Source organism: Micromonospora sp. WMMD735 (assembly GCF_049178995.1).
Classification (GTDB): Bacteria; Actinomycetota; Actinomycetes; order Mycobacteriales; family Micromonosporaceae; genus Micromonospora; species Micromonospora wenchangensis.
Genome location: NZ_JBMHMJ010000002.1, coordinates 2,839,751 through 2,866,316, shown reverse-complemented (window position 1 = coordinate 2,866,316; position 26,566 = coordinate 2,839,751). Strand labels below are relative to the sequence as shown.

Annotated in this window: 21 protein-coding genes; 12 read left to right on the top strand and 9 right to left on the bottom strand. The window is 73.7% G+C overall.

All coding sequences use genetic code 11. The annotated features are described in order from the left end of the window. Positions 1-58 precede the first annotated feature (58 nt). Positions 59-1,366, top strand: a complete 1,308-nt coding sequence (locus ACN268_RS11960; protein ID WP_421483269.1) for an aspartate aminotransferase family protein — start codon at positions 59-61, stop codon at positions 1,364-1,366. A gap of 62 nt (positions 1,367-1,428) precedes the next feature. Then, complete coding sequence (locus tag ACN268_RS11955; RefSeq protein ID WP_421486866.1) at positions 1,429-2,910, top strand: CoA-acylating methylmalonate-semialdehyde dehydrogenase; 1,482 nt, start codon at positions 1,429-1,431, stop codon at positions 2,908-2,910. A gap of 40 nt (positions 2,911-2,950) precedes the next feature. On the opposite strand, the gene ACN268_RS11950 is transcribed toward ACN268_RS11955, so the two are convergent. Beyond that, positions 2,951-3,940 carry an N-acetylglucosamine kinase gene (locus ACN268_RS11950; protein ID WP_421483267.1) on the bottom strand — a complete coding sequence of 330 codons (990 nt, stop codon included), beginning with the start codon at positions 3,938-3,940 and terminating at the stop codon, positions 2,951-2,953. Between the two features lie 201 nt (positions 3,941-4,141). Between ACN268_RS11950 and ACN268_RS11945 the strand changes: the two genes are divergently transcribed. The 7 genes from ACN268_RS11945 to ACN268_RS11915 all read left to right on the top strand — a co-directional run bounded on the left by ACN268_RS11945 (position 4,142) and on the right by ACN268_RS11915 (position 11,783). Further along, the gene (locus ACN268_RS11945) at positions 4,142-5,089 is read left to right on the top strand and encodes a MurR/RpiR family transcriptional regulator (RefSeq protein ID WP_145920787.1); all 948 of its coding nucleotides are present in this window, start codon (positions 4,142-4,144) and stop codon (positions 5,087-5,089) included. Then, positions 5,086-5,835, top strand: a complete 750-nt coding sequence (locus tag ACN268_RS11940) for a sugar isomerase domain-containing protein (RefSeq protein ID WP_088645680.1) — start codon at positions 5,086-5,088, stop codon at positions 5,833-5,835. The genes ACN268_RS11945 and ACN268_RS11940 overlap by 4 nt, the downstream gene beginning before the upstream one ends. A gap of 25 nt (positions 5,836-5,860) precedes the next feature. Continuing rightward, a complete protein-coding gene (gene ngcE / locus ACN268_RS11935; protein WP_088645681.1) occupies positions 5,861-7,297 on the top strand; it encodes an N-acetylglucosamine/diacetylchitobiose ABC transporter substrate-binding protein in 1,437 nt (478 codons plus the stop codon). Between the two features lie 20 nt (positions 7,298-7,317). Then, entirely contained in the window at positions 7,318-8,226 is a 909-nt protein-coding gene (locus ACN268_RS11930) for a carbohydrate ABC transporter permease (RefSeq protein ID WP_204926174.1), read from the top strand. 1 nt (position 8,227) lies between these two features. Further along, complete coding sequence (locus ACN268_RS11925) at positions 8,228-9,148, top strand: carbohydrate ABC transporter permease (RefSeq protein ID WP_204959072.1); 921 nt, start codon at positions 8,228-8,230, stop codon at positions 9,146-9,148. Between the two features lie 108 nt (positions 9,149-9,256). Further along, positions 9,257-10,936, top strand: a complete 1,680-nt coding sequence (locus tag ACN268_RS11920) for a bifunctional 3'-5' exonuclease/DNA polymerase (protein ID WP_421483266.1) — start codon at positions 9,257-9,259, stop codon at positions 10,934-10,936. A 253-nt stretch (positions 10,937-11,189) separates the two neighbouring features. Continuing rightward, on the top strand, positions 11,190-11,783 hold the full coding sequence (locus ACN268_RS11915) for a nucleotidyltransferase family protein (RefSeq protein ID WP_421486865.1): 594 nt from the start codon (positions 11,190-11,192) through the stop codon (positions 11,781-11,783). Between the two features lie 6 nt (positions 11,784-11,789). On the opposite strand, the gene ACN268_RS11910 is transcribed toward ACN268_RS11915, so the two are convergent. From ACN268_RS11910 to ACN268_RS11885, 6 genes are all read right to left on the bottom strand, one after another. Next, the gene (locus ACN268_RS11910; RefSeq protein WP_421483265.1) at positions 11,790-12,440 is read right to left on the bottom strand and encodes a hypothetical protein; all 651 of its coding nucleotides are present in this window, start codon (positions 12,438-12,440) and stop codon (positions 11,790-11,792) included. Between the two features lie 75 nt (positions 12,441-12,515). Beyond that, positions 12,516-13,325, bottom strand: a complete 810-nt coding sequence (locus ACN268_RS11905) for a metal-dependent hydrolase (RefSeq protein WP_421483264.1) — start codon at positions 13,323-13,325, stop codon at positions 12,516-12,518. A 102-nt stretch (positions 13,326-13,427) separates the two neighbouring features. Then, a complete protein-coding gene (locus tag ACN268_RS11900; protein ID WP_421483263.1) occupies positions 13,428-15,032 on the bottom strand; it encodes a protein kinase domain-containing protein in 1,605 nt (534 codons plus the stop codon). Positions 15,033-15,169: 137 nt separating this feature from the next. Further along, a complete protein-coding gene (locus tag ACN268_RS11895; protein WP_421486864.1) occupies positions 15,170-17,251 on the bottom strand; it encodes a protein kinase domain-containing protein in 2,082 nt (693 codons plus the stop codon). A 121-nt stretch (positions 17,252-17,372) separates the two neighbouring features. Next, complete coding sequence (locus ACN268_RS11890) at positions 17,373-18,704, bottom strand: glycosyltransferase family 4 protein (protein WP_421483262.1); 1,332 nt, start codon at positions 18,702-18,704, stop codon at positions 17,373-17,375. A 142-nt stretch (positions 18,705-18,846) separates the two neighbouring features. Beyond that, positions 18,847-20,787: an amylo-alpha-1,6-glucosidase gene (locus tag ACN268_RS11885; RefSeq protein ID WP_421483261.1), complete on the bottom strand. Its 1,941-nt coding sequence runs from the start codon at positions 20,785-20,787 to the stop codon at positions 18,847-18,849. A gap of 45 nt (positions 20,788-20,832) precedes the next feature. Here ACN268_RS11885 and ACN268_RS11880 point away from each other — a divergent pair, with 45 nt between their 5' ends. The 3 genes from ACN268_RS11880 to ACN268_RS11870 all read left to right on the top strand — a co-directional run bounded on the left by ACN268_RS11880 (position 20,833) and on the right by ACN268_RS11870 (position 25,474). Further along, positions 20,833-23,571, top strand: coding sequence for an MGH1-like glycoside hydrolase domain-containing protein (locus tag ACN268_RS11880; protein ID WP_421483260.1), 2,739 nt, complete (start codon positions 20,833-20,835; stop codon positions 23,569-23,571). A 54-nt stretch (positions 23,572-23,625) separates the two neighbouring features. After that, entirely contained in the window at positions 23,626-24,345 is a 720-nt protein-coding gene (locus ACN268_RS11875; RefSeq protein ID WP_421483258.1) for an HAD family hydrolase, read from the top strand. Positions 24,346-24,769: 424 nt separating this feature from the next. Next, complete coding sequence (locus tag ACN268_RS11870; RefSeq protein WP_421483257.1) at positions 24,770-25,474, top strand: L,D-transpeptidase family protein; 705 nt, start codon at positions 24,770-24,772, stop codon at positions 25,472-25,474. Positions 25,475-25,553: 79 nt separating this feature from the next. Here the strand turns inward: ACN268_RS11870 and ACN268_RS11865 are convergent, their stop codons facing one another. Further along, the gene (locus ACN268_RS11865) at positions 25,554-25,829 is read right to left on the bottom strand and encodes a hypothetical protein (protein ID WP_421483256.1); all 276 of its coding nucleotides are present in this window, start codon (positions 25,827-25,829) and stop codon (positions 25,554-25,556) included. Between the two features lie 47 nt (positions 25,830-25,876). After that, a complete protein-coding gene (locus ACN268_RS11860; protein ID WP_421486863.1) occupies positions 25,877-26,308 on the bottom strand; it encodes a hypothetical protein in 432 nt (143 codons plus the stop codon). Positions 26,309-26,566: the final 258 nt, after the last annotated feature.

Here is a 26,566-nt window from a genome sequence, read left to right as displayed (position 1 = left end):
GGCCGGCCGGGGTGGCAGCGTGCGGGGCACGCGAACCCCGCCGCGGAAGGGTGTGCCGATGACCGCCGACGACCTGCTGGCCCGACACCGGGCCGTGCTCCCGTCCTGGATGCCGCTCTACTACGCCGAGCCGATCGAGCTGGTCGCCGGGTCCGGCCGCCGGGTCACCGACGCCCAGGGGCGCAGCTACCTGGACTTCTTCGGCGGCGTGCTGACCAACATGATCGGCTACGACATCCCGGAGATCCGCGAGGCGGTGCAGCGTCAACTGCGCACCGGCCTGGTGCACACCTCCACCCTCTACCTGATCCGGCAGCAGGTGGAGCTGGCCGAGAAGATCGTCCAGGTCGCCGGCATCCCGGACGCCCGGGTCTTCTTCACCAACTCCGGCACCGAGGCGAACGAGGCGGCGCTGCTGGCCGCCACCAGCTACCGCCGCTCGCACCAGATCCTCGCCGTCCGCAACAGCTACCACGGCCGGTCGTACGCGACGATGGGGATCACCGGCAACCGGGCCTGGACGGCCAGCGCGCACAACCCGCTCCAGGTGGCCTGGCTGCACTCCGGGGAACGGCTGCGCGGGCTGCTCGCCCGGCTGCCCGCCGACGACCGGATCGACGCCGCCGTGGAGGATCTGCGCGAGGTGCTCGCCACCCAGACCAGCGGCGACGTGGCCTGCCTGATCGCCGAGCCGGTCCAGGGGGTCGGCGGTTTCGTCACCCCGCCCGACGGGCTGTTCGCCGGCTGGCGCAAGGTGCTCGACGAGCACGGCATCCTGCTCATCTCCGACGAGGTGCAGACCGGCTGGGGGCGTACCGGCGCGCACTTCTGGGGCTACCAGGCGCACGGGGTCACCCCGGACCTGCTCACCTTCGCCAAGGGCATCGGCAACGGGTTCGCGCTGGCCGGTGTCGTCGGCCGGGCCGAGATCATGGAGTCGGTGCCGGCGATCAGCTTCTCCACCTTCGGCGGCAACCCGCTCTGCACCGCCGCCGGCAACGCCGTCCTGGACTACCTGCGTGACCACGACCTGCAGGCCAACGCCGCCCGGGTGGGCGCGATCCTCGTCGACGGCCTACGGGCCGCGGTCGCCGACCTCGACGGGGTGGCCGAGATCCGGGGCCGCGGGCTGATGCTCGCCGTGGAGTTCGTCCAGCCGGGTGGCACGGAACCCGATCCGGCGCTGACCGGCCGGGTCGTCGAGGCGTGCCGGGCCGGCGGCCTGCTGGTCGGCAAGGGCGGCCTGCACGGCAACGTGGTGCGGATGGGTCCACCGTTGACGCTCACCGAGGCCGAGGCCCGGGAGGGGCTGGCCATCCTGGTCGAGGCGATCCGGTCGACGGTGGCGGCGGAGGCGGCGCGGTGACCGGGGCGACCCGGTCGACGTCACCCGGCCCGCAGGCCGCGCCCACGGTGGACGCTGCCCGGATCGGGCACTTCGTCGACGGTGCGCGGATCGACGGGACCTCCGGCCGGCACGGGGACGTGTTCGACCCGGCGACCGGTCGGCGCACCGGCCTCGTGGCGCTGGCCGACGCGGCGGACGTCGCGGTGGCGGTCGGGGCCGCCGGGCGGGCCGCCCGGAGCTGGCGGGACGCCTCGCTGGCCCGGCGCACGGCGGTGCTGTTCGCCTTCCGGGAGTTGGTCCACGCCCGCCGGGACCGGCTCGCCGAGGTGATCACCGCCGAGCACGGCAAGGTGCTCGCCGACGCCGCCGGCGAGGTGCAGCGTGGCCTGGAGGTGATCGAGTACGCCTGCGGCATCGCCTCGGCGCTGCGCGGACGGTTCAGCGAGAACGTCTCCACCGGGGTCGACTCGTACAGCCTGCGGCAGCCGCTGGGGGTGGTGGCGGTGATCTCGCCGTTCAACTTCCCGGTGATGGTGCCGCTGTGGTTCGTGCCGGTGGCGGTGGCCTGCGGCAACGCGGTGGTGCTCAAGCCGAGCGAGAAGGACCCGGGTGCGGCGCTGCTGCTGGCCGAGTGGTTCGTCGAGGCGGGTCTGCCGGCCGGGGTGCTCAACGTGGTCAACGGCGACGCCGAGGCGGTCGACGCCCTGCTGGACCATCCCGACGTGCGGGCCGTGTCGTTCGTCGGTTCCACCCCGGTCGCCCGGCACGTGCACCGGCGCGCGACGCTCACCGGCAAGCGGGTGCAGGCCCTCGGCGGGGCGAAGAACCACCTGGTGGTGCTCCCGGACGCCGATCTGGACCTGGCCGCCGACGCGGCGGTCAACGCCGGGTTCGGCTCGGCGGGCGAGCGGTGCATGGCGATCTCCGCGCTGGTGGCCGTGGAGCCGGTCGCCGACGCCCTGGTGGCACGGATCGCGGCGCGGATGGCCGGGCTGCGTACCGGCGACGGGCGGCGGGGCTGCGACATGGGGCCGCTGGTGACCGCCGCGCACGCCGCCCGGGTACGCGGGTACGTCGAGGCCGGGGTGGCGGCGGGTGCGGTGCCGGTGGTGGACGGTCGGGACGTGGTGCCGGACGGGGACCCGGGCGGGTTCTGGCTGGGTCCGACGCTCTTCGACCGGGTCACCCCGGACATGTCGATCTACACCGACGAGATCTTCGGCCCGGTGCTCGGTGTCGTCCGGGTCGACTCGTACGACGCGGCGGTGGCCCTGGTCAACGCCAACCCGTACGGCAACGGCACGGCGGTCTTCACCAACGACGGCGGGGCGGCCCGGCGCTTCCAGCACGAGGTGGAGGTGGGCATGGTGGGGATCAACGTGCCGATCCCGGTGCCGATGGCGTACTACTCGTTCGGCGGGTGGAAGGCGTCCCTCTTCGGTGACCTGCACGCCCACGGCGAGGACGGGGTGCGGTTCTTCACCCGGGGCAAGGTGGTCACCAGCCGGTGGCCCGACCCGCGCCACGGCGGGGTGAACCTCGGTTTCCCCACCCAGACCTGACCCGGCCGGGGCACGCTGCCTGACCGACAACGATCAGGGGTCAGCCGGTCGACGGGACCAGCAACGCGTGCAGGGCCACCGGGTCGGTGACCCCGGGCAGGGTGCGGGCGGCCAGCCAGGCGGCGGCGGCCGCGCCGTCCCCGGCCGGGTGGACCGGGGCGTGCGGCCAGCGGCGGCCGGCCTCGGCGCGGACCGCCGCGCCGAGCGGGGTGTGGCCGGTGAGCAGCCCGCCGCCGAGCACCAGCGGGGTCGCCGCGTCGGTCGGACGGACCCGGGCGGCGCTGTCGACCAGGTGCGTGGCGGCCCGGCGGAGCAGCCCGGCCGCCACCGGGTCACCGGCGACGGCGGCGTCGACGACCAGCGGGGCGAACCGGGCGAGTTCCACGGGCGGTCGACGGGTGACCGCCTGGACCACCGCGTCGACGGTGTCCCGGGGGCGGGCGGCCACCCCGGTCGTGCCGGTCAGTTCGCCGAGCAGCCGCCGGCCGAACGGGCCGGGCGCGGTGCCGGTGTCCAGGTCGGCCAGGAGCGCCCGGACCGCCTCGCGGCCCAGCCAGAAGCCGGAGCCGGCGTCGCCGAGCAGCCAGCCGTGCCCGTCGGCGATCCGGTCCAGTCGCAGGTCGCACACCTGGGCGGCGATCGCCCCGGTGCCGGCGATCAGGATCGTGCCGTCGGGGGCGGCGGTGCCGGAGGCGTAGCCGACGAGGGCGTCGCTGTGCACCGCGTACGGGCAGCGCAGGCCGGCGTCCGACCAGGCCCGGTCGAAGGCGGCCCGGCCGGCCGGGTCGGCGCGCAACCGGCCGGCCCCGGCCAGTCCGACGGCCCCGGCGCGGACCCGGGTCGGGTCGACCGCGCGCAGCGCCTCGCGTAGTGCGGTCGACAGTTCGACGGCGGCCCGTTCCGCGCCGTGGCTGGTGGGGTTGCCGCCGCCGGCCCGGCCGGTGCCGAGGCGTTCGCCGGTGAGGGTCAGGGCGGTGGCCCGGGTGGACGTACCCCCGACGTCGAGGCCGACCACGACGGTGCCGGACATCCTCGCGGGCCTCCCGGGGGTGCGCTGGTTCGGGGGTGTCCATGCTGGTCGGTGCGGTGCTCCAGGGCAAGACCGGGGGTCGGGAGCGGGCCGCGCGCCAGGTAACAGTTTGAAAACTTCGCCCATGGTCTTGACAGGAAGGGGCCTTCAGTAAGAACTTTTACCACTAACAGTTAACACTCTTTTCCGAAAGGCGTGTCGATGGCCGAGCTCGAGACGGACACCACCGCGGCGACCGCGGTGGTCGATGCCGAGCCCGTCGACCGGCGCGGCGCGGACGGGGTGCTGGCCAGGGTCCGGGCCGGCGCGGGCGAGCTGACGGGAGCGTTGCGCCGGGTCGCCGAGCAGGTGCTCGCCGACCCGGAGGCAGCGGCCCGCGCCACCATCGTCGAGCTGGCCGAGCGCAGCGGCACCTCACCGGCGACCATCACCCGGTTCTGCCGGGCGATGGGCTTCGACGGCTACGCCGACCTGCGCCTGGGCATCGCCTCCGAGACCGGCCGGGCCCGCTCGGCCGGCTGGACCGTCGACATCGGGCGGGAGATCCAGCCCGGCGACCCGCTGGAACGGGTGCTCGACCAGATCATGGCCGCCGACACCCGGGCCATGCACGACACCGCCACCCTGCTCGACCTCGCCGAGGTCGAACGGGCCGCCGTCGCCATCGCCGGCGCCGCCCGGGTCAACATCTTCGGGGCCAGCGGCAGCGCGCTGGTCGGCGAGGAGATGCAGTTCAGCCTGCACCGCATCGGGGTCGCCGCGTGGGCCTGGAGCGACGTGCACGAGGGGCTGGCCAGCGCCGCGCTGCTCGGCCCCGGCGACGTGGCGCTGGGCATCTCGCACACCGGGCAGACCCGGGAGACCATCGAGATGCTCGCCGAGGCGGGCAGTCGGGGGGCCACCACCGTGGCGCTGACCGGTTTCCCGCGCTCGCCGCTCGCCGAACTGGCCGACATCGTCCTGCTCACCGCCAGCCAGGCCACCACCTTCCGGCCGGACGCGCTGTCCGCCCGGCACCCCCAACTCGTCGTGCTCGACCTGCTCTACATCGCCGTGGCGCAGCGCACCCACGACCGCGCCCACGCGGCCTTCCGGCGTACCGCCCAGGCCGTGCAGGGGCACAAGGCCGCGAAGGGGACCACCTCATGATCAGTGCCCAGGGGTACGCGCGGGCCGTCCGGCCCGTCCTCGACCGGCTGCTCGACACCCAGGCCGAGGCGATCGGCCGGGCCGCCGACCTGATCGCGGCCAGCCTGCGGGCCGGCGGGGTGCTCCAGGCGTTCGGGGCCGGCCACTCCGAGGCGTTCGCCGCCGAGCTGGTGGCCCGCGCCGGCGGCCTGGTCCCCACCAACCGGATCGGCCTGCACGACCTGGTGCTGCACGGCGACGCCCCGCGCGACGTGCTCACCGACCCCAAGCTGGAACGCGACCCGGCCGTGGCCCACCAGCTCTACCCGCTGGCCCGGCCGCAGCCGGCCGACGTCTTCCTGATCGCCTCGCAGTCCGGCATCAACGGCTCGGTGGTCGAGCTGGCGACGCTGGTCACCGGGCACGGCCATCCGCTCATCGCGGTCACCTCGGTCGCGCACACCGCACGGGTCGCACCCCGCCACCCGTCCGGGCGTCGACTCGCCGAACTCGCCGACGTCGTGCTGGACAACGGCGCGCCGTACGGCGACGCACTGCTGCCGCTGGAGGGCGGCGGCGCGGTCTGTGCGGTCTCCTCGGTCACCTCCGCGCTGCTGGCGCAACTGGTGACCGCGGAGGTCGTCCGACGGTTCCACCAGGCCGGAGAGGTACCCCCTATCTACCTCTCCGCCAACGTCCCCGGTGGGGACGCGCACAACCTCGCCCTCGAGTCGCGGTACGCCGGGCGTCTCCGGCGCACCGCCTGACCCGGACACCCAAGGAGAGACGACGATGTCGAATACCCCCGAGACCCCCGCCGCGCTGAGCCGGCGCACCCTGCTGGGCCGGACCGCCGCGGCGGGCCTGCTCGCCACGCCGGTGGTCAGCCTGCTGGGCGCCTGCGCCACCAGCGGCTCCGACGAGACCACCACCAAGGCCGAGGAGGGCACCAAGAGCGCCGCCAACCCGCTGGGTGTCGCCGAGGACGCCCCGCTGGAGGTGGTCATCTTCAACGGCGGCTACGGCGAGAAGTACGCCACCGACGTGCACGAGCCGCTGTACAAGAAGGCGTTCCCCAAGGCGGAGATCAAGCACCAGTCCACCCAGGCGGTCTCCACCGTGCTCCAGCCCCGGTTCGCCTCGGGCAACCCGCCGGAGTTCGTGAACAACTCGGGCGAGAAGCTGATCGACTTCGGCTCGCTGGTCGCCGACGGGCAGCTGATGGACCTCACCGAGCTGTGGGACGCCCCGTCGGTCGACGACCCGAACAAGAAGGTCCGCGACACCGTCGTGCCCGGCACGGTCGAGGCGGGTTCGTTCAACGGCAAGCCGTACGTGCTGTACTACGTCTCCACCGTCTTCGGCATCTGGTACTCGGGCAAGCTGTTCAAGGAGAACGGCTGGGCGCCCGCGAAGACCTGGTCGGAGTTCACCGCCCTGCTCGACGGCATCAAGTCCAAGGGCATCACCCCGTACGGCTACGCCGGGGCGAACGCGGCCTACTACCAGTGGAACGTGATCCTGACCCACGCCGCGAAGATCGGCGGCACCGACGTGCTCAAGAACATCGACAACCTGGAGGACGGCGCCTGGCAGCAGGACGCCGTCAAGCAGGCGGCGCAGGCGTGGGAGGAGATCGGCGCGAAGTACGTCGACAAGAGCTTCGAGGGGCTCAAGCACACCGACGTACAGCTGCGGCAGAACCAGTACAAGCTGGCCCTCTACCCCAGCGGCGACTGGCTGGAGGGCGAGCAGAAGAAGGACACCCCGGCCGGCTTCGAGTACCAGCTCATGCCGGTGCCGAGCCTCACCGGCTCGGACAAGCTGCCGGCGACCGCCGTGCGGGCCACCGCCGGTGAGGGCTACTTCGTCTCGGCCAAGAGCAAGAACCCGCGCGGTGGTCTGGAGTACATGCGCCAGATGCTCTCGGTCGCCGGTGCGAAGGGCTTCACCGAGGTGGTCAAGGCCCCGACCGTGGTCACCGCCGGCAGCGCCGGCTTCGCCTTCCCGCCCGGCGTGGCCAGCTCCCAGGCCGCCCTCGCCGCCGCCGGCAAGGACGTGTTCAACCTGTACTTCGACGGCTGGTACAAGGAGCTGGACACCGAGGCGCGCACCGCCACCAACGAGCTGATGTTCGGCCGGATCAAGGCCGACGCCTTCGTGGAGCGGATCCAGAAGCGGGCCGACGCCATCAAGAAGGACAGCTCCGTCGCCAAGTTCACGCGCTGACCGAGCGGAGAAGCGGGATCATGCGGCACGGCAAGTATCCGTTCGTGATCGGGTTCCTGTTCGCCCCGGTCACGCTGTACGTGGTCTTCGTCATCGCACCGTACGCGCAGGCGTTCCAGATCTCGATGACCAACTGGCGGGGGCTGTCCGCCCCGCAGTGGGTGGGCTTCGACAACTACCGGCGGCTGCTCGACGACGGGCGCTTCTGGCAGGCGGTCCAGCACCACGGCGTACTGCTGCTTGCCCTGCCGCTGATCACGATCGCCATCGCGTTGTTCTTCGCCTTCCTGCTCAACGTGGGCGGACGCAGCGTGGGCGGTCAGCGGCAGGGGGTCCGGGGGTCGAAGTTCTACCGGGTGGTGTTCTTCTTCCCCCAGGTCCTGGCGGTGGCCATCATCGCGGTGCTGTTCCAGATGGTCTACCGGCCCAACGAGTCCGGCCTGATCAACGGCGTGCTGATGAAGTTCGGGCTGGACCCGGTGCTGTTCCTGGTCCGGCCGAACCTGGCCCTGTGGTCGATCATCGCGGTGCTGGTCTGGCAGGCCGTCGGCTTCTACGTGGTGCTCTTCTCGGCCGGGATGGCCTCGATCCCGGGTGAGATCTACGAGGCGGCCGAGATGGACGGGGCGAGCAAGGTGATGCTGTTCTTCCGGGTCACCCTGCCGCTGCTCTGGGACACCCTCCAGGTGGCCTGGGTCTACCTCGGTATCGCCGCGTTCGACGCGTTCGCCATCGTCGCGGTGCTCTCGGTGGACAGCGGCGGCCCGGACGGCGCGACGACGGTGCTGGCGGTGGAGATCTACCGCAACGCCTTCGTCTACTCGAAGTACGGCTACGCCTCGGCGATGGGTGTGGCGCTGTTCTTCCTCACCCTCACGTTCGCGGCGCTGACGCTGCGGTTGACCAAGCGGGAAAGCGTGGAGTACTGAGATGGCCGCACAGACGACGCTGCCGCCGGCCGCGGCGGACACCCCGCCCGGCCGGCCCGCCGCCCGCACCCGCAGGGGCCGGGGCGAGCACCACGAGGTACGACTGTTCAGCGGGCTCGGTCAGCTGGCGCTCGCCGTCTGGGCGGTGATCGTCATCGTGCCGATCCTCTGGACGTTCCTGGCCGCGTTCAAGAACACCGGCGAGATCTTCAGCAGCCCGTGGACGCTGCCGGCGGAGCTGCGCTGGGAGAACTTCGGCCGGGCCTGGACCAAGGCGCACGTCGGCCGCTACTTCCTCAACAGCGTCTTCGTGGTGTCGTGCAGCACCTTCGGCACCATGCTGTTCGGTTCGATGGCCGCGTACGTGCTGGCCCGGTACAAGTTCCGGGGCAACCGGGCGATCTACTACCTGTTCGTCTCCGGGTTGGCCTTCCCGGTCTTCCTGGCGCTGGTGCCGCTGTTCTTCGTGGTCCGCAACCTGGGCCTGCTGGACACCCACACCGGCGTGATCCTGGTCTACATCGCCTACTCGCTGCCGTTCACCATCTTCTTCCTGGCCGCGTTCTTCCGGACGCTGCCGAACTCGGTGGCCGAGGCCGGCATGATCGACGGCTGCTCGCACACCCGGCTGTTCTTCCAGGTGATGCTGCCGATGGCGAAGCCGGGCCTGATCAGCGTGGCGATCTTCAACATCATCGGGCAGTGGGCGCAGTACCAGTTGCCCCTGGTGCTGCTCTCCAACGCCAAGGACAAGTGGGTGCTCACCCAGGGCATCGCCGACATCTCGGTCAACGCCGGTTACGAGGCCGACTGGTCGGGCCTGTTCGCCGCGCTGACCATCGCCATCCTTCCGATGATCATCGTGTACGCGATCTTCCAGCGGCAGATCCAGTCCGGTCTGACCTCCGGCGCGGTCAAGTGACCGGTCGGGGTGGCGGGGCCGCCTCACCCCGCCACCCCGCCGGTGACCCGCAGCGCCCCGACGGGTGATCCGGGTCGGGGTGTCACAGGGGCGGGGCACAATCGGGTCGTGGCGGTGCTGGCGGTGGCGGCGGGGGAGCGGGGCGGTGGCGTCCTCCAACCGCTGGACGCCGCCGGTCACCCGGCCGGGCCCGTCGAGCCGGTCGACGACCTGCCCGCCGCCGTGGCCGCCCGCGAGGCGGCCGAGCACCCCCGCTGGGTCTGGGCGTCCGGTGCGACGCTCTACCCGACCCTGCTGCGCGCCGGGGTGCGGGTCGAGCGCTGCCACGACATCGAGCTGACCGAGGGGCTGCTGCTGGGCCATGCCGGGCGCTGGGGTGAGCCCCGCTCGCTGGCCGCCGCGTACGCCCGGCTCACCGGGGCCGCCGTCCCACCCGACCCGCCGCCCCGGCCGGCCGCGCCGCCGGGGCACGGGCAGGCCGCGCTCTTCGAGGCCGTCGTCGGCCCGCCGGCCCCCGGCATCGACGCCCTGACCCGGGTGTACGCCGACCAGCGCGGCCGGGTCGCCGCCACCGCCCATCCCGGCCGGTTCCGGCTGCTGGTGGCCGCCGAGTCGGCCGGTGCCCTGATCGCGGTGGAGATGGCCGCCGTCGGGCTGCCCTGGCGTGCCGACGTGCACGACGAGATCCTCGCCGAGCTGCTGGGCGAGGCGTCGCCGGTGGGTGGGCCGCCCCGGCGGCTGGCCGAGCTGGCCGCCCGGGTCGCCGAGGCGTTCGGCGTCCGTCAGCTGCACATCGACTCCTCGGCGGAGCTGCTGCGCGCCTTCGCCCGGGTCGGTGTGCAGCTGCCCAACACCCGGGCCTGGGTGCTGCGCGGCGTCGACCATCCGGCCGTCCCGCTGGTGCTCGAATACAAGGAGCTGTACCGGATCTGGACGGCGCACGGCTGGGCCTGGCGGGACGCGTGGGTCTCCGACGGCCGGTTCCGCCCGGAGTACGTCCCGGCCGGGGTGGTCTCCGGCCGGTGGGCGACCCGGGGTGGCGGCGCGTTGCAGATCCCGAAGGTGATCCGGCGGGCGGTGGTGGCCGATCCGGGGTGGCGGCTGGTGGTGGCCGACGCCGGTCAGTTGGAGCCCCGGGTGCTCGCCGCGGTCTCCGGTGACGCCCGGCTGGCCACCGCCGGGGCGGCCGGCGACCTCTACGCGGCGCTGGCCCAGGACTCCTTCGGCGGTGACCGGGCCCGCGCCAAGCTCGCCCTGCTCGGCGCGATGTACGGGCAGACCGGGGGTGGGGCGCTGCCGGCCCTGGCGGTGCTCAAGCGCAGCTATCCGACCGCCTTCGGCTACCTGGAGGCGGCGGCGCGTACCGGGGAGGCGGGTGGCCTGGTCCGGTCCTGGCTGGGCCGGACCTGCCCGCCGGGGACGGTCGGGTCCGGCGACGCCGACGACGCCCCGGTGGACCCGGACGTCGGGGCGGACCCGCGTTCGCCCCGGGCGCGGGCGGCCCGCTCCCGGGGCCGGTTCACCCGTAACTTCGTCATCCAGGCCACCGCCGCCGAGTGGGCCTCGACGCTGCTCGCCTCGCTGCGGGCGGAGCTGGCCGTGGTGGGCGGGGAGTTGGTCTTCTTCCAGCACGACGAGGTGATCGTGCACTGCCCGGCCGAGCTGGCCGAGCCGGTGGCCGACGCGGTCCGCCGCGCCGGAGCGCGCGCCTCGGCGCTGCTGTTCGGCCCGACCCCCGTGCGTTTCCCCCTCGACCTCTCCACCGTCACCACCTACGCCCAAGCCTGACTCCCCGCACCCCCTCACCCCTCACCCGGCCCCGTTGCGGTGTCGGCGCCCGGTGATCAAGAGGTTCGCGTCAGATTCGCCGCTCGCGATGACGCAAACCTCTTGATCACCGGGGCGGGCGGGGGTGGGGCGGGGCGGGTGGGCGGAGTGGGTGGGGTGGGTGGTTGGGTTCAGGGTATACGCGTGAAATATCCGTTTCGTGCCGACACTCATCTCCCGGGGGCTCGTTGCACCCGGTGTGCGTATCGCAGGAATGATCATCGCGGCGGGTGGGGGGCGGCGGCTCGGCAGCCCCGAGGCGTTGCTGTGTCGGGGGGACCGGCTGCTGGTCAGCTGCATGATCGACACGATGGTCGCGGCCGGCTGTGAGCAACTGGTGGTGGTGCTGGGGGCGGCGGCCGACGAGGTCCGGGCGGCGGCCGACCTGAGCCCCGCCACGGTGGTGGTCAACCGTTCCTCGGGAGCCGGGGTCGGCTCGTCCATCCGGGCCGGCCTGGCCGCGTTGGCCGACGAACGGGTCGAGGCGGTGGTGGTGGTACCCGTCGACATGCCCGGTCTCACCCCGGAGGCGATCCGGCGGGTGGCCGCGCTGCCGTACCCGGACGTGCTGGCCTGCGCCACCTACGACGGGCTGCGCGGGTACCCGATGCTGTTCGGCCGTCGGCACTGGGCCGGCATCGCGACCCTGGCCGGCGCCGACATCGGCGCCCGACCGTATCTGCTGGCGCACAAGGACCAGATCGTCGACATCGCCTGCGACTCGGTGGCCGACGGCAACCGGGTGGACACCCCGGAGCTGATGGCGCTCTACGGCCTCACCGTGCCACCCCAGCGGGTCGGCGTCTGAGCGCGCTCAGCTGTCGGGCGGGCGGCAGATGTCGACGGTGTGCCGGGGGCGTAGCCGTCGGTCGAACGCGACGGTGACCGCCGGCCGGTCGACCAGCGAGACCCGGACCGTCCGCTCGCCGACGAACTCGGCGTCGATCCGCTCCCGGGGACGCGCGTGGCGGCAGGTGACCAGTTCCCGGTCGGCGTCGTGGCTGAGCAGCCCGGCGCGGGTGCGTACCCGCAGCTCGGTGTGCGGCAGGTCCTTCCAGTCGCGGGTGTCCAGCCGGACCACCGCGTACCGGCCGTCGGGGGAGACGGCCAGCGTGGAGTCCCGCTCGACGGTCGAGGCGAAACCGGTGCGGTACATGCCCCACGCACCGGTGCCCACGCCGAGCAGCACCGCACAGCCGAGCGCGGCCGACCGTAGCGCCGTCGTCGCGGGCGGTCGCCGGGCGGCCAGCCAGCCGGCGAGCACCAGCGCCAGCGCGGCCAGCGTGGCGAGCCCGAGCAGGGGCAGCGGCCGGTGCAGGAAGCGTGCCGCCGGATAGAGTCGGGCGTACCCGGCGTCCCAGAGCACGCCCGCGAAGAGGACCAACGACAGCAGTGTCAGCAGGCCGGCGAGGAGCCGCCCGCGACCGGAGCCGGCGAGGGGGCGGGTCCCGGGGCCGGCCGACATGCTACGCATCGTAGGCGTGCGGAGCGCTCCCGGGCCGTCCCACGTTCGGCTGGTTCGGCGTTTCGCGCGCCCCGGTCAGACCTCGATGTTGAACCGTTGCAGCACCGACGGGGCGACCAGGCCGACGGCCGCGAGCACGGAGAGCACCGTCAACGCGGTCCGCAGCACCACCACCTCGGCCTTGCTGCCGGTACGTAACGCGATGCTGTTCGGTAGCCCGATCATCGTCCACATCCGGCGTTTGATCGGGATCGGCCAGAGGATGGGCACCCCCGCCTTGGTGATCATGTCGCCGAGGATGTGCACGAAACAGCCCACCCCGACGGCCAGCCCGATCATCGGATAGCCCCGGTCACCGGGCAGGGTGGCGAAGGTGAACCAGGCGGCGGCGGCCGAGACGAGGGTGACGATCACCCAGCCGGCCCGCTCTGCCCACTCGTCGAACAGCCCGCGCAGCGCCAGCCCGATCATGAAGAACAGGATGCTCACCACCGCCCACTTGCCGTACGCGGTGCACAGCGCGGTGGTGCCCCAACCGACCAGCACGGTGAACGGGATGGTGTGGGTCAGGGTGCGGTGACCGTTGTTGCGGCGCGGGTCACGGCTGAGCTTGGTGGCGTAGTAGACGCCGAGCGAGATCTTCTCCATCACCTCGGCGACGAACAGCGAGAACACCCCGAAGGTGCGGGCCACCGTCGCGCCGCCCTGGTTGCGGGTGACCTTGCCGGAGAGGTCGAGGTCGGGAAAGAGCGCCCCACCTGCGCAGACGGCGGTGCCGACGGCCAGGGCGAGCGGCGACTGGTGGTAGTCGGCGAAGTGGTCCAGTGCCCACGACCCGGTCAGCCACACCGCAGCGCCCGACAGCGCGTGGGACGGTCCCATCATGTCGCCTCGCCCCTCCCCGTTTTCTTGATCGACAACGCTACGCCACTGTGTCAGAACCGCCGTCGCCAGGGCAACAACCCGGCCGGTCCACAGGGGAGGGTGTCAGGCGGCGGGACGGAAGCTCTGCCGGATCATCAGGAAGTATGTCGCGTTGACCTGCCAGTCGAACTGGTCTGTCAGCCATGAGACGGTGTAGGCCCGCTGCGGGGCGACCCGGACCAGCAGCCGGGCGGTGTGCAGCCGGGCTCCGGTCGGGCCGGTCCACTCGCACTCCCACAGCGCGCCGCCACGGAACATGTCCAGCGCGGAGATGTCCACCCGCCGGTAGCCGGTGAGCCGACCGTCGTCGGTGAGCCGGCGTTCCTCGGCCCGCCAGTGGGCGACCGGGTCGGCCGGGGCGACGCCGGGGGCGACGCTGAGCACCCGGGGGCCACCGGGCTCGCGCAGGCAGGTCACCGGGCCGTCGGTGTAGCGCAGCCACCCGGCCGGGGCGGCGATCCGGAAGCCGTCCGGGTCGGTGTACCAGGTCCAGCCCGCGACCAGTCCGAAGCGCTCACCCGGCGGCGGCGGAGCGGAGCGGACCGGGACGGCGTCGGTCGGCGCGGGCGCGGCGCACGGGAAGGCCCCCGGCCGGGCCGCCCCGGTGCCGGCCCCACCACCCGGCGTCGACGACGGACCGGGGCCGTCGCGCAGCGCGACCGACGCCCCGAACCCGGCCAGCAGCGCGCCCGCGACGGCCACCGCGACCAGGACGGTCCGCTGCCGCCGCCGACGCGGCGTTCCGGCCGGCAGCGGCGGGGTGTCCCCGCCGGCCGGCACCACCGTGGGGCGTGATGGGGGCGGGGTGGACGCCTGCGACACGGGCGGGGTGGACGCCTCCGGCGTGGCGGGCGTCGCCGCGAGCGCCGCGCTCAGCCGGGTCTGCGTCTCGTCGGCGGTGAGCCGTCGTTCCGGTTCGCGGCGCAGCAGACCCTCCAGCACCGGGCGCAGCGCCCCGGCGCGGCGCGTCGGGTCGGGCGGCTCGGTGGCCAGCGCGCTCAGCGTCGCCATCGCGCTGCCCCGGGCGTACGGCGCCCGTCCCTCCACCGCCGCGTAGAGGGTGGCCCCCAGCGACCACAGGTCGGTACGCGGGCTGGACACTCCGTCGCGGGCGCGTTCGGGGGCGACGAACTGCGGGGAGCCCAGCACCATCCCCGGCCCGGTCATCGCCCCGTCACCGCCGTCGAAGGTGGCCAGTCCGAAGTCGGTGAGCACCACCCGCCCGTCGTCGGCGACCAGGACGTTGTGCGGCTTGACGTCGCGGTGCAGCACTCCGGCGGTGTGGGCGGCGCGCAGGGCGGCCAGCACCGCCAACCCGATCCGGGCGACCCGGCGCGGGGGCAGCGGCCCCTCCTCGGTGAGCAGTTGTTGCAGCGAGCGGGACGGGACGTACTCCATCACGATCCAGGGGTTGTCACCGTCGTGCACCACGTCGTAGATCCGGACCACGTTGGGGTGGTTGAGCCGGGCCGCGGTGCGGGCCTCGCGCAACGTGCGCAGCCGTAGCTCCTCGCGTTCGTGCGCGGCGAGCCAGTGCGGCGGGACGACCTCCTTGACCGCGACGTCCCGGTGCAGCATCTCGTCGCGGGCCAACCAGACGCGGCCCATCCCGCCGGTGCCGACCAGAACGAGTAGCCGGTACCGCCCGGCGACCCGCTGCTCGTGCACGACGTTTCCCCCTCGCTGCCCCGCCACCAGGATATCCACGGTGACCGCGGTGTTCGCGGCGACGGATCCGCAGGGCGCAGCGCCCGCCGGCCGGCCCGCAAAAAGCCGGCCGGCGGCCGACGGCGGGCCGGGGCGGGTCAGGTGGGCGAGGTGACCTCCGTCGACCGGCCCCGGAAGCTCTGCCGGACCACCGTCAGCTCGTCGGTCGCGTCGTCCCAGTCCTCGTCCGCCGACGACCAGCTCAGCATGAATCCGGACAGGTCCCGGCCGGGGATCAGCCGGACCCCGTGCTCCCGGCCGCCGAACGGGGTGTCCCAGCGGCACTCCCACTGGGCGCCGTCGCCGTCGAACGCCGCCAGCTTGATCTTGTCGTACCCGGGCAGGGCGCCGAAGCCGAGCTGGGTGCGTTCCTCGGCCTGGAGTCGTTCCAGCGCCCCGCCGCCACCACCGGGCAGTGGTTCCACGCTCAGCGTCCGTCGGCTGCCCGGGTCCCGGAAGCAGGCCACCTGCCCTTCCTGGGTACGCAGCCAGCCGATCGGGACGGCGAGCCGGTAGCCTGCGCCGTCGTACCAGGTCCAGCCGGACGGGGGACGGAAACCGTCGTCCACGGTCGCCGGTCGGCCGGTGACCTGCGTGCCGACCGGGTCGGGACGCAGGCACGGCAGCGGTGGCGGGGCGAGGTCCTGGGCGCCGGGCGGGGGACCCGGCCGGCCCGGCCCACCGGCCGGCGGGGCGTACGGGCGGGTCGAGGGGGTGCTGCTGGCCGGCGCGTCGGTGTGCCCCGGTGCGGCCCGGTGCTCGTCGTCGTTGATCGCCATGGTGGTGCCGATGCCGGCCGTCGCCCCCACCGCGATGGTCACCCCGGCGAGGATCCAGCCCCGGGCACTGCGGGGCAGCCGGGCGAGCATCCCGACCGGCCCGCCCGTGCCGGTCGCCCGCCGTGACCCCGCGCCCGCGCCGGTGCGTCCCGGCCCGCGCCCGCCGGGCCCGCCCGGGGTGGTTGCGCCCGGTCCGGGGCCGGTCATTCGACCTGCGGCCGGCTTCGCGTCGGAGATGGTCGGGCCGGCCGGTGCGCCGCCGCGACCGTCGGTGTCGCCAGGGCCCGGCGGGTAGCCTGCCGGATCACCCGACCCGACCACGATCCGACCGGGCGGGGTCGCCTCGGCCGGCTCCCGGCCGGGCCCGGCGGCCGGGGGAGCGCCCGCCACCTGCGGGTGGCCGGTCGGCTCGGGGCCGGGGGAACCGGAGGCCGTGGGGGAGACGGGCCGTTCGGCCGCGTCGGCGGCGACCCGGCGGCCCGGTGGTCCCCAGTCCCGCTCGGCGTCGAGGTCCGCGCGGGTACGCGGGGGTGCCGGCGGGTCGTCTGTGCCGGGCGGCGGGGTCGGTCGGGCCACACCCATCGGACGGGGGACGGGCAGCACCACCGTGGGCGGCTCGGGCCGGGGCGTCACCCGGGTCACCTCCTCCAGGCGACGGGCGGCCTCGTCGTGGCGGATCCGGTGCCGGGGGTCGCGGACCAGCAGCCCGTCGAGCACCGGACGCAGCGGCCCGGCGTGCGGGGCCGGGTCCGGCGGGGAGGTGGCCAGAGCGGCCAGGGTGGCCATCGCGGTGCTGCGGGCGTACGGGGAGCGGCCCTCGACGGCGGCGTGCAGGGTGGCGCCGAGCGACCACAGGTCGGCCTCCACGCTGGACACCCCGTCGGCGGCGCGTTCGGGGGCGACGAACTGCGGGGAACCGAGCACCATCCCGGGGCGGGTCATCAGCCCGTCACCGCCGTCGAAGGTGGCCAGCCCGAAGTCGGTGAGCATCACCCGCCCGTCGTCGGCGACCAGGACGTTCTGCGGTTTCACGTCGCGGTGCAGCACCCCGGCGGAGTGTGCGGCGCGCAACGCGGACAGCAGCGCCAGCCCGATCTCGGCGGCGCGGACCGGGTCGACCGGGCCGGTGGTGTCCAGCACCGTCTGCAACGACCGGGACAGGACGTACTCCATCACGATCCACGGCCGTTCCTCGACCTGCACCACGTCGTAGACCCGGACCACGTTGGGGTGGTTGAGCCGGGCCGCGGTGCGGGCCTCGCGCAGCGTCCGTAGCCGCACCTCGTCGCGTTCGTCGTCGGCCAGCCAGGCGGGAGGGACGACCTCCTTGATCGCCACCTCGCGGTGCAACACCTCGTCGCGGGCCAACCAGACCCGGCCCATGCCACCCCGGCCCACCATCTTCAACAGGCGGTACCGGCCGGCGATCACTACCTGCTGCACCGTTCTCCTCACCATCGGCCGAGGTACACCGTAGCCAATGGATCGGGGCGGACCTATCGGTTGTCAGGTCTCGATCCGGTCAGCAGGCCGCGCCGTCCCATTGCAGCAGGTTGCCCTCGGGGATGGCGATCCGTTGCCGACCGCCGGCCAACAGGCCCGCCGCCCGCCGGGCCTGGAAACCGTCGTGGTCGCGGCGGGCGGTGGCGTAGCTGCCCGCGGTACGCGCGGCGATGGCGGCCCAGCCGTACCGCTCGCCGACCATGGTGCGGGCCCGCCGGGCCACCCGCCGGGCGAAGACCTCGTCGCCGACGAGCCGGTCGACCGCCCCGGCCAGCGCGCCCGGGTCGCTGTGCGGGAAGGTCACCCCGGTGACCCCGGGTTCGACGATCTCGGCCAGCCCGCCGGTGCTCGCCACGGCCAGCGGCGCGCCGGCCGCCGCCGCCTCCAGGGCGATCATGCCGAACGGCTCGTAGAGGCTCGGTACGACCGTCGCGTCGGTGGCGGCGAGCAACGCCGGGAGCTGCCCGGCGTCGAGGAAGCCGGTGAACCGGACGCTGTCGCCGACGTGCAGCCGGCGTACCTGGTCGACCAGCTCGTCCTTGTACGGGCCGTCCCCGGCGATCACCACCCGCAGCCCCGGGTGCCGGTCGCGCAGGTGGGGCACGGCGTCGACGAGGTGCTGCACGCCCTTCTCGTAGACCAGCCGACCGGCGTAGCCGACCAGCGGGCCGTCCCCGGCGAACCGGGCGCGGGCCGAGGCGACCGCCCGGGGCCGGGCCCGGAACGCCCGGTCGTCGACCCCGTTGGGCACCACGTCGACCCGCCCGGCCGGCACGTCGAACAACCGGCTGACCTGGGCTCGCATGTAGCCGGAGCAGGCGATCACCCGGGCCGAGGCGTTGCTGAGCCAGTGTTCGACGCCGTGGATGGTGCGGTTCAGCTCCCCGGGCAGCCAGCCCTGGTGCCGGCCGGCCTCGGTGGCGTGGATGGTGGTGACCAGCGGCAGGTCGAGGTGCTCGGCCAGGGTGACGGCGGTGTGCCCGACCAGCCAGTCGTGGGCGTGCACGACGTCGTAGCCGGCGCTGTCGGCGGCCCGCAGGGCGGTCCGGGTCAGGGTGTGGTTGAACGCCATCGTCCAGGCCAGCAGGGAGCCGGTGGCCAGCGGGAAGGTCACCGGGTCCTCGGGGGCGCGCAGGACGCGTACGCCGTCGGCGTACTCCTCAAGCGGCGCCCCCTCGGCGTGCCGGGTGACCACGGTGACCTCGTGCCCGGCGGCGGCCAGGGCGGTGGCCAGCGCGTGCACGTGCCGGCCGAGGCCGCCCACCAGCACCGGCGGGTACTCCCAGGACAGCATGAGCACCCGCTGGTGCCGGGCGGGGTGGATGTCGATCACGTTGGCGTCCGGTGACATGCGGCCCCCTTCGGGTGGTGTCCTGGGCGCGCGCCGGTAGGACACCATGAGGGTGTCCGTACGCGGCCCGGGGTCGGGGCCCATCCTGCCGACTGCTGGATAACCAGCGGAGACGCCACCGTTGCCGGTGTGTAACGGGTGCCTATCGGGCCCGTCGGACGCGCAGCAGCTCGGCCACCGACCACGCCTGGAACGGGCATCCGGTGGCGGCGTGCGGCGCGGTGGCGTCCGCCGTCTCGCTCACCGAGCCCAGGCCGAACTCCCCCAGATGTCCGACCAGACCGACCAGCAGGTCGTCGGTGGGCAGTCCGGCCTTCCGGTACGCCTCGACGAACGGCCCGACCAGCCACGGCCAGACCGTGCCCTGGTGGTAGGCGCCGTCCCGCTCCGCCGGGCCACCCCGGTGCCGGGGCGCGAACTCCGGCGCGTCGGGGGCGAGGCTGCGCGGCCCCAGCGGGGTGAACAGCCCGGCCGCCACCCGCCGCAGTGCCACCGGGTCCGGCTCCAACGGCGCGTACGGCAGCGACCAGGCGAGCAGCTGGTTGGGGCGCAGCAGGTCGTCGTCGTGGTGCGCCGCCCCACCCAGCGGGTACGCCGGGGCCGGCGCGTCCACGACGTCGTGCAGCCAGCCCGCCGGGGTGGGGAACCGCTTGCCGAACGCCTCCCGCGCCCGGTCGTGCAGCCGCCACAGCTCGTCCGGGTCCTGCCCGGCCAGCTCGGTCAGCTCCGCCAACCCGGCCAACCCGCTGACCCACAACGCGTTCACCTCGACCGGCTTGCCGACCCGGGGGGTCACCGGCACCCCGTACACCCGGGCGTCCATCCAGGTCAGCGCGGTGCCCGGGGTGCCGCCCTGGGTGATCAGCCCGTCGGCCGGGTCGACGGCGATGCCGTACCGGGTGCCGGCCAGGTGCGCCCGCACCACCCCGTGCAGCGCCGGCAGCAGCTCGTCGCCCAGGTCGGTGTCGCCGGTGACGGTGACGTGCCGGCCCACCGCGTGCAGGAACCACAGTGTCGCGTCGACCGTGTTGTATTCCACCCGACCGGTGTCGGCGGTGTTCGCCAGCATCCCCTCCGACAGCGTCGCCGCGTACGCCCGCAGCAGCTCCCGCCCCTCGTCGGCCCGCCCGGTGCACAGGAACAACCCCTCGTAGGAGGTCATGGTGTCCCGCGACCAGGCACCGAACCAGGGGTACCCGGCCACCACGTCCGGCCCGGCGGGGGTACGCACCACGAACGCGTCGGCGGCCAGCGCCAGGGTCGCGTCCACCGCGTCGGCCGGTTTCGCCGCCGCCACCACCGCCCGGTGCCGCCGCCGGGCCGCCGCCACCACCTGCGTCGCCGGGGGCGGCTCCTCGGCCAGGTCACCGGCCCAGGCCAGCACCGACACGGTGTCCCCGGGGTGCTCCAGCGCGCCGGAGAACCGCCCGGCGCACCACAGGTCCTCGTCGGGGTGCAGCCCCCGGGCGGCCTCCTCGCGGTGGTGCACGCCCAGCCACCACTGCCCCTCGGGCGTCCAGTCCGGGCCGGCGAGGCGGAACGCGCCCTCGACCACCGCACCGCCGTCGGCCGGCTCCACCCGGGGCGTGGGGCCGTCGGCCCGCCGTTCGCCGTGCGCGTCGCGCCAGGTGCAGGCGGCCGAGAGGTCCAGCCGGACCGGGCCGCCGGCCACCAGCCGGTGCACCACCGCCACGGCGGACCGGCCGTGGGTCATGGCCAGCTCCCGCTCGATCACCACGTCGCCGATCCGCCACCGCCAGCGCGGCAACCCGTCGACCAGGTCGAACCGTTCGAGGTATTCGTAGCCGCGCGGGTCGACCACCCCGGAGTTCCACTCGTGTGCGCCGAGCCGGACCCGGGCCCCGGACGGCAGGACCACCGCCGGGTCCAGGCTGACCAGACCCACCCGACGGGCCGCCGGGGTCTCCCCGGCGACCACCAGCAGAGCGTGGTAGCGGCGGGTCCGCAGCCCGCTCACGGTGCCCATGGCGTACCCGCCGAGACCGTCGGTGACCAGCCATTCCCGGGTCGCCCCGGCGGCCGGTTCACCGCAGACCCCCGGCCCGAAACCGAACTCGATCAACTTCTTTCCTCCTGTGGCGGCGAGGTGTAACACGCCACGACGACAATGGTCGCTGTGGTCAAGTACTCCGTCGGCGTCGAAAATGTGCAGGTGTTCACCGACAGATCGCCCTCCGACGCCCCGTCCCCCGACGCCGAGCGGCTCCGGCTCGCCCAGGCCGATGCCGGAGAGCAGGACTGGCGCGCATGGGGTCCCTATCTGTCCGAGCGGGCGTGGGGGACGGTACGGGAGGACTACAGCGAGCACGGCACGGCGTGGGACTACTTCCCCCACGACCACGCGCGGTCCAGAGCCTACCGGTGGAACGAGGACGGCATGGCGGGCGTCTGCGACGACCGGCAGACGTTCTGCTTCGCGCTGGCGCTGTGGAACGGGGTGGACCCGATCCTCAAGGAGCGGATGTTCGGCCTCGGCGGCGACGGCGGCAACCACGGCGAGGACGCGAAGGAATACTGGTGGTACCTCGACAGCACCCCCACCCACTCGTGGATGCGCTGGCGCTACCACTACCCGCAGGCCGCCTTCCCGTACGACGAGCTGGTCGCCGTCAACGCCCTGCGCGGCCGGGACGAGAACGAGTACGAGCTGGTCGACACCGGCATCTTCGACGACGACAGGTACTGGGCGGTCACCGTCGACTACGCCAAGGCGTCCCCGACCGACCTGTGCATCCTGGTCACCGTCGCCAACCGGGCCGACGAGGCGGCCAGCCTGCACGTGCTGCCCACGCTGTGGTTCCGCAACACCTGGGCCTGGGGCCCGCCCGGCGCCGACCGGGTGCCCCGGCTGACCGGTGACGGTGCCCGGCTGGTCGGCGAGCACTGGGTGCTGGGGCAGCTCCTGCTGGAGGGCGACGGCGAGCCGGTCCCGCTGCTCTGCGACAACGACACCAACGCCGAGCGGCTGTGGGGGCTGGCCGGCCGCTCGCCGTACCCGAAGGACGGGATCAACGACCACGTGGTGGCCGGCGCGGCCACCGTCAACCCGGACCGGGAGGGGACCAAGGGCGCCCTGCACTACGTGCTCGACGTGCCGGCCGGCGGGCAGCGGCAGATCCGGCTGCGGCTGACCCGCACCGCCCCGCCGCCCGGAACCGCCGCGCCGCCCCCGGCCGACCTGGGGGCCGGCTTCGACGCGGTGGTGTGGGCCCGGCGGGCCGAGGCGAACCGCTTCTTCGCCGGGGTGATCCCGGCGGCGGCCAGCGCCGACGAGGCGCTGGTGGCCCGGCAGGCGATCGCCGGGCTGATGTGGGGCAAGCAGTTCTACCACTTCGACGTCAAGCGGTGGCTGGAGGGCGACCCGGGCTCGACGCCGCCGGCCGGCCGCCGGCACGGGCGCAACAGCGCCTGGTGGCACATGACCAGCTTCGACGTGATCTCCATGCCGGACCCGTGGGAGTACCCCTGGTACGCCGCCTGGGACCTGGCCTTCCACTGCGTCACCATCGCCCGGGTCGACCCGGGCTTCGCCAAGGCGCAGGTGCTGCTCCTGCTCCGCGAGTGGTACCTGCATCCCAACGGCCAGATCCCGGCGTACGAGTGGGCGTTCGGTGACGTGAACCCGCCGGTGCACGCCTGGGCGGCGTTGAAGGTGTTCGAGATCGACGGCGGGCGCGACCACGAGTTCCTCGCCCGGGTGATGCACAAGCTGCTGCTGAACTTCACCTGGTGGGTCAACCGCAAGGACACCGGCGGCAACAACCTGTTCGAGGGCGGTTTCCTCGGGCTGGACAACGTCGGCCCGTTCGACCGTTCGGCGGCGCTGCCGGTGGCCGGGGTGCTGGAGCAGTCCGACGGCACCGGCTGGATGGCGATGTACGCCCTCAACCTGCTGGACATGGCGATCGTGCTGGCCGAGCACGACCGGGCGTACGTGGACACCGCGACGAAGTTCTTCGAGCACTTCGCCTACATCGCCGCCGCCGGCTACTCGCAGGGCCTGTGGGACGCCGAGGACGCGTTCTTCTACGACGTGCTGCGCCTCGCCGACGGCACCCAGGTGCCGTTGAAGGTCCGTTCGGTGGTGGGGCTGCTGCCGCTGGCGGCCACCACCCGGCTGTCCGCGCGGACCCTGCAACGCCTGCCCGAGCTGGGGGCCCGGTTACGCTGGTTCCTCAGCCAACGGCCCGAGTACGCCGACGTGATCGGGGCCCGCCGGCTCGGCCCGGACGGCCGCCAGCAGCGGCTGCTGTCCATGGTCGGCCCGGAGCAGGTGGTCCGGCTGCTGGCCCGGATGCTCGACCCCGACGAGTTCCTCTCCGACTACGGCCTGCGCACGCTGAGCCGGGCCCACCTGGACAAGCCGTTCGCGGTCGACCTGGGCGGGCAGGAGTTCTGCGTCGGCTACGAGCCGGCCGAGTCGACGAGCGGGTTGTTCGGCGGCAACTCCAACTGGCGCGGCCCGATCTGGATGCCGACGAACTTCCTGCTGATCAGCGCGTTGCGCGACTACGCCGCGTTCTTCGGCGACGACCTCCAGGTGGAGTACCCGACCCGGTCGGGACGCAAGTGCACCCTGGACGAGATCGCCGACGACCTGTCCGCCCGGTTGATCTCCCTGTTCACCCGGGACGGCTGGGGCCGCCGGCCGATCTACGGCGCGTGTCAGCTCTTCCAGACCCATCCCGACTGGCGGGACCTGATCGCGTTCCCCGAGTACTTCCACGGCGACAACGGCGCGGGCCTCGGGGCCTGGCACCAGACCGGGTGGACGGCGCTGGTGGCCGACCTGATCCTGACCCTGCGGCGGGACAACCCGGATGTGCCGGGCGGGCCGGAGCGCTAGCGTGTCCGTCGGCCGCCGCCGTCGGGCGGGGCGATCCTGTCGGGAGGGGACCGGATGAGTACGGGTGGGAACGGAACGGCCCCGGGGGCGGGCGCGACGACGTTGATCTTCGACGCCGACGACACGCTCTGGGAGAACAACGTCGTGTTCGAGCGGGTGATCGACGACTTCCTGGACTGGCTCGACCACCCGACGCTCGACCGGGCCCAGATCCGTACCGTGCTCGACGACATCGAGCGGGCCAACGCGGTGGCCCACGGCTACGGCAGCAAGGTGTTCCTGCGCAGCCTCGGCGAGTGCCTGGAGCGGCTGCGGGAGCGACCGGCCACCGACCGGGAACGCGCGGACATCGACCGGCTGGCCACCGCGTTGGTCAACCACGAGGTCGAGCTGATGCCCGGGGTCGCCGACACCCTCGACGCCCTGGCCAGCCGCTACGACCTGCTGCTGCTGACCAAGGGTGACCGGGCCGAGCAGCAGCGCAAGCTGGACGCCTGCGGCCTGCTGCACCACTTCGCCGCGGCGCACATCGTGCCCGAGAAGGACACCGGCACCTACCGGTGGCTGGCCCGGGAGCACGGCTTCGCCCCGGCCGACGCCTGGATGATCGGCAACTCCCCGAAGTCGGACATCCTGCCGGCGCGGGCGGCCGGGATGCGGGCGGTGTTCATCCCCAACGAGAACACCTGGGTGCTGGAGGACGACGACCTCGACCCGGCCGACACCGGGGTGATCCGGCTGGCCGCCTTCCCCGATCTGCTCGCCCACTTCTGAGAGCCAACAGCGTCCGGCCGGCTGACCGTGTCACGTCGGGATGCCGCAATTGCGCCCCGGCGGCAATCACCTCCGTGACCCCGTCGGCCTGCTTGCCCGGCCATCGGGCGGCTGCCTAACCTGGGCCGGCGTTCACGACCGATCGGGGTGGTCGGGAACGCGCCGAAGTCCGGCACCGGGGCACCGGGGAGCTGAGTGCTGGCGGGCCTGGTCCGCGTGCCGGGCCCGACGGTACCGGCCTGACCCGCCCGTCGCGCCCGCACCGGCGCGAACCGCCGCCGGGCCGGACGGCTGGCGGTCAGGGTCGGGGAGTTGCGGACCCGACCCTGACCCACCGATCCGCGTCACCCGCCCCAGCGGGCTGAACACCGGCCCCGGTGCGGCGGGGCACCGCCGCACCGGCGACGGTGCGATCATCGGCGGAATGCAGACCACACCCCGGACGGACGGGCGCGACACGGACCCGGCGACGGGCCGGGGCCGGCCGGTCCCGCCACCGAACCGGGCCTCCGGGTTGACCACCCTGCCCGCCGCGACCCGGCAGGTCGTCATCGTCACCGGCAGCGGCTATTCGACCACCCACGCCACCCTGGAGACGTTCCACCGGGCGGGCGGCCACTGGGTGCCCGTCTCCGCCCCGCTGCCCGCCCGGGTGGGCGCGAAGGGCTTCAGCGACCACCACACCGAGGGCGTGGCGACCACCCCGACCGGGGTGTATTCGTTCGGCCCCACCATGTACGGCATCGCCGCCGACCCGGGCGTCCGGTTCCCCTACCACCGGGTGGTCACGAACGACTGGTGGAACGAGAACCCCGACTCGCCGGCCTACAACACCTTCCAGCACAGCACCACGAACCCGGGCGGCTACAGCGAGGCGCTGTGGCGGGAGGTGCCGGCGTACACCCACTTCGCGGTGATCACCTACAACATGCCGCCGAACGTGTCGAAGCCGGTGCCGGACGCGGGCAGCGGCATCTTCCTGCACGAGTTCAGCACCCCTGCCGGCGGCCCGACCGCCGGCTGCGTCAGCCTGTCCCACACCGACCTGGTGTCGGTGCTGCGCTGGCTGGACCCGCGGCACGCGCCGCGCATCGTGATCTGCCCGGCGGCCAACCTCGGCCGCTACTGACCCGCCGGGGTTCAGCCTGCGGCCAGGGCGGATGTCTCCGGTGGCGGCGGGGCCGGCGGACGCCGACCCCGTCGGGGGTTCAGGAGATCTCGTTGCGGACGATCGCCACCGCGACCCGGCAGAACTCGTCCATGTCGGGGCGGAAGCCGGCGGCGATGTCCGGGTGCAGCCCGGAACGGGTCTCGTCGAGCAGTTGTTGGCAGACCTGCTCGACCGGTTCGCCCGCGTAGTTGGCCCGGACCCGGTCGGTGGCGGCCTGCAGCGCCGAGGTCAGCTGATCCTCCAGCGGGCCGCGCAGCTTCTGCTGCACCGGGTCGAGCCCGCGCGGGTCGAGCGTGACATGTGGCTCCGACATCGGTGCTCCCTTCGTCGGCGTCCGCGGTACCCCACCGCGGGCGTCGGTCAAACCACGGCTGGCGCGGCGGCCACCCGGACCTGGTACGAGAGGTTTTCCGCCGGCTCCTCCCGGAACGACAACCGGCGGATCTGCCGGTCGTCGGCGTAGAGCGCGACGTCGACCAGGACCCCGAGGTGGGCCAACCCGATGTTGGCCACCCGCTTCTTGTCCTGGAGCACCGCGCACACCCCGCCCAGCAGGGTGCTGGCGTCGGAGGTGCGGTGCCCGGGTGGGCACCGCAGGATCAGGTCGACCTCGACCGGCCCGGCCAACGGCGTCCAGCCGGTCTGCTGGGCCGCGGCGCAGGCCGCCTCGAGCAGGGCGCGTACCCTCGTCGCCTGCCGATGGCCGGCGGTGAAGAGGGACAGCGCCTCGGTTTTCACCGGTGGCAGGCCGCTCACCTCGAACGTCAGGGCGAGAGCGCGGGTGTCCTGCACCACGGGGCACCTCCTCGTTGAGGACGATCCTGCCCGGACCGGGGGCGCGCAGGGGGAGTTCGCGGGAGAACCCACCGAACGGGCAGGCTGATGTCGGCCGGAGGCGTATCGACTACGACGGCGACGCGCCGGCCTGGTGGAGTGAGTGCGTCAACGCTAGTGCACCCGGCATGCCCGGGGACAGCCCGTCACACCCGCCATCCGGACAGTCGTGGTCGGCCGAGGGGACGCGGGCGGGGCGCGGGTTGATCGACTCCA

Bases quoted from the DNA above. Each gene is read 5' to 3' on its own strand.
- ACN268_RS11960 (WP_421483269.1), top strand. From the start codon at position 59: ATGACCGCCGACGACCTGCTGGCCCGACACCGGGCCGTGCTCCCGTCC.
- ACN268_RS11950 (WP_421483267.1), bottom strand. From the start codon at position 3,940: ATGTCCGGCACCGTCGTGGTCGGCCTCGACGTCGGGGGTACGTCCACC.
- ACN268_RS11945 (WP_145920787.1), top strand. From the start codon at position 4,142: ATGGCCGAGCTCGAGACGGACACCACCGCGGCGACCGCGGTGGTCGAT.
- ACN268_RS11940 (WP_088645680.1), top strand. From the start codon at position 5,086: ATGATCAGTGCCCAGGGGTACGCGCGGGCCGTCCGGCCCGTCCTCGAC.
- ngcE (WP_088645681.1), top strand. From the start codon at position 5,861: ATGTCGAATACCCCCGAGACCCCCGCCGCGCTGAGCCGGCGCACCCTG.
- ACN268_RS11930 (WP_204926174.1), top strand. From the start codon at position 7,318: ATGCGGCACGGCAAGTATCCGTTCGTGATCGGGTTCCTGTTCGCCCCG.
- ACN268_RS11925 (WP_204959072.1), top strand. From the start codon at position 8,228: ATGGCCGCACAGACGACGCTGCCGCCGGCCGCGGCGGACACCCCGCCC.
- ACN268_RS11915 (WP_421486865.1), top strand. From the start codon at position 11,190: ATGATCATCGCGGCGGGTGGGGGGCGGCGGCTCGGCAGCCCCGAGGCG.
- ACN268_RS11910 (WP_421483265.1), bottom strand. From the start codon at position 12,440: ATGTCGGCCGGCCCCGGGACCCGCCCCCTCGCCGGCTCCGGTCGCGGG.
- ACN268_RS11905 (WP_421483264.1), bottom strand. From the start codon at position 13,325: ATGATGGGACCGTCCCACGCGCTGTCGGGCGCTGCGGTGTGGCTGACC.
- ACN268_RS11895 (WP_421486864.1), bottom strand. From the start codon at position 17,251: ATGGTGGGCCGGGGTGGCATGGGCCGGGTCTGGTTGGCCCGCGACGAG.
- ACN268_RS11890 (WP_421483262.1), bottom strand. From the start codon at position 18,704: ATGTCACCGGACGCCAACGTGATCGACATCCACCCCGCCCGGCACCAG.
- ACN268_RS11880 (WP_421483260.1), top strand. From the start codon at position 20,833: ATGGTCGCTGTGGTCAAGTACTCCGTCGGCGTCGAAAATGTGCAGGTG.
- ACN268_RS11875 (WP_421483258.1), top strand. From the start codon at position 23,626: ATGAGTACGGGTGGGAACGGAACGGCCCCGGGGGCGGGCGCGACGACG.
- ACN268_RS11870 (WP_421483257.1), top strand. From the start codon at position 24,770: ATGCAGACCACACCCCGGACGGACGGGCGCGACACGGACCCGGCGACG.
- ACN268_RS11865 (WP_421483256.1), bottom strand. From the start codon at position 25,829: ATGTCGGAGCCACATGTCACGCTCGACCCGCGCGGGCTCGACCCGGTG.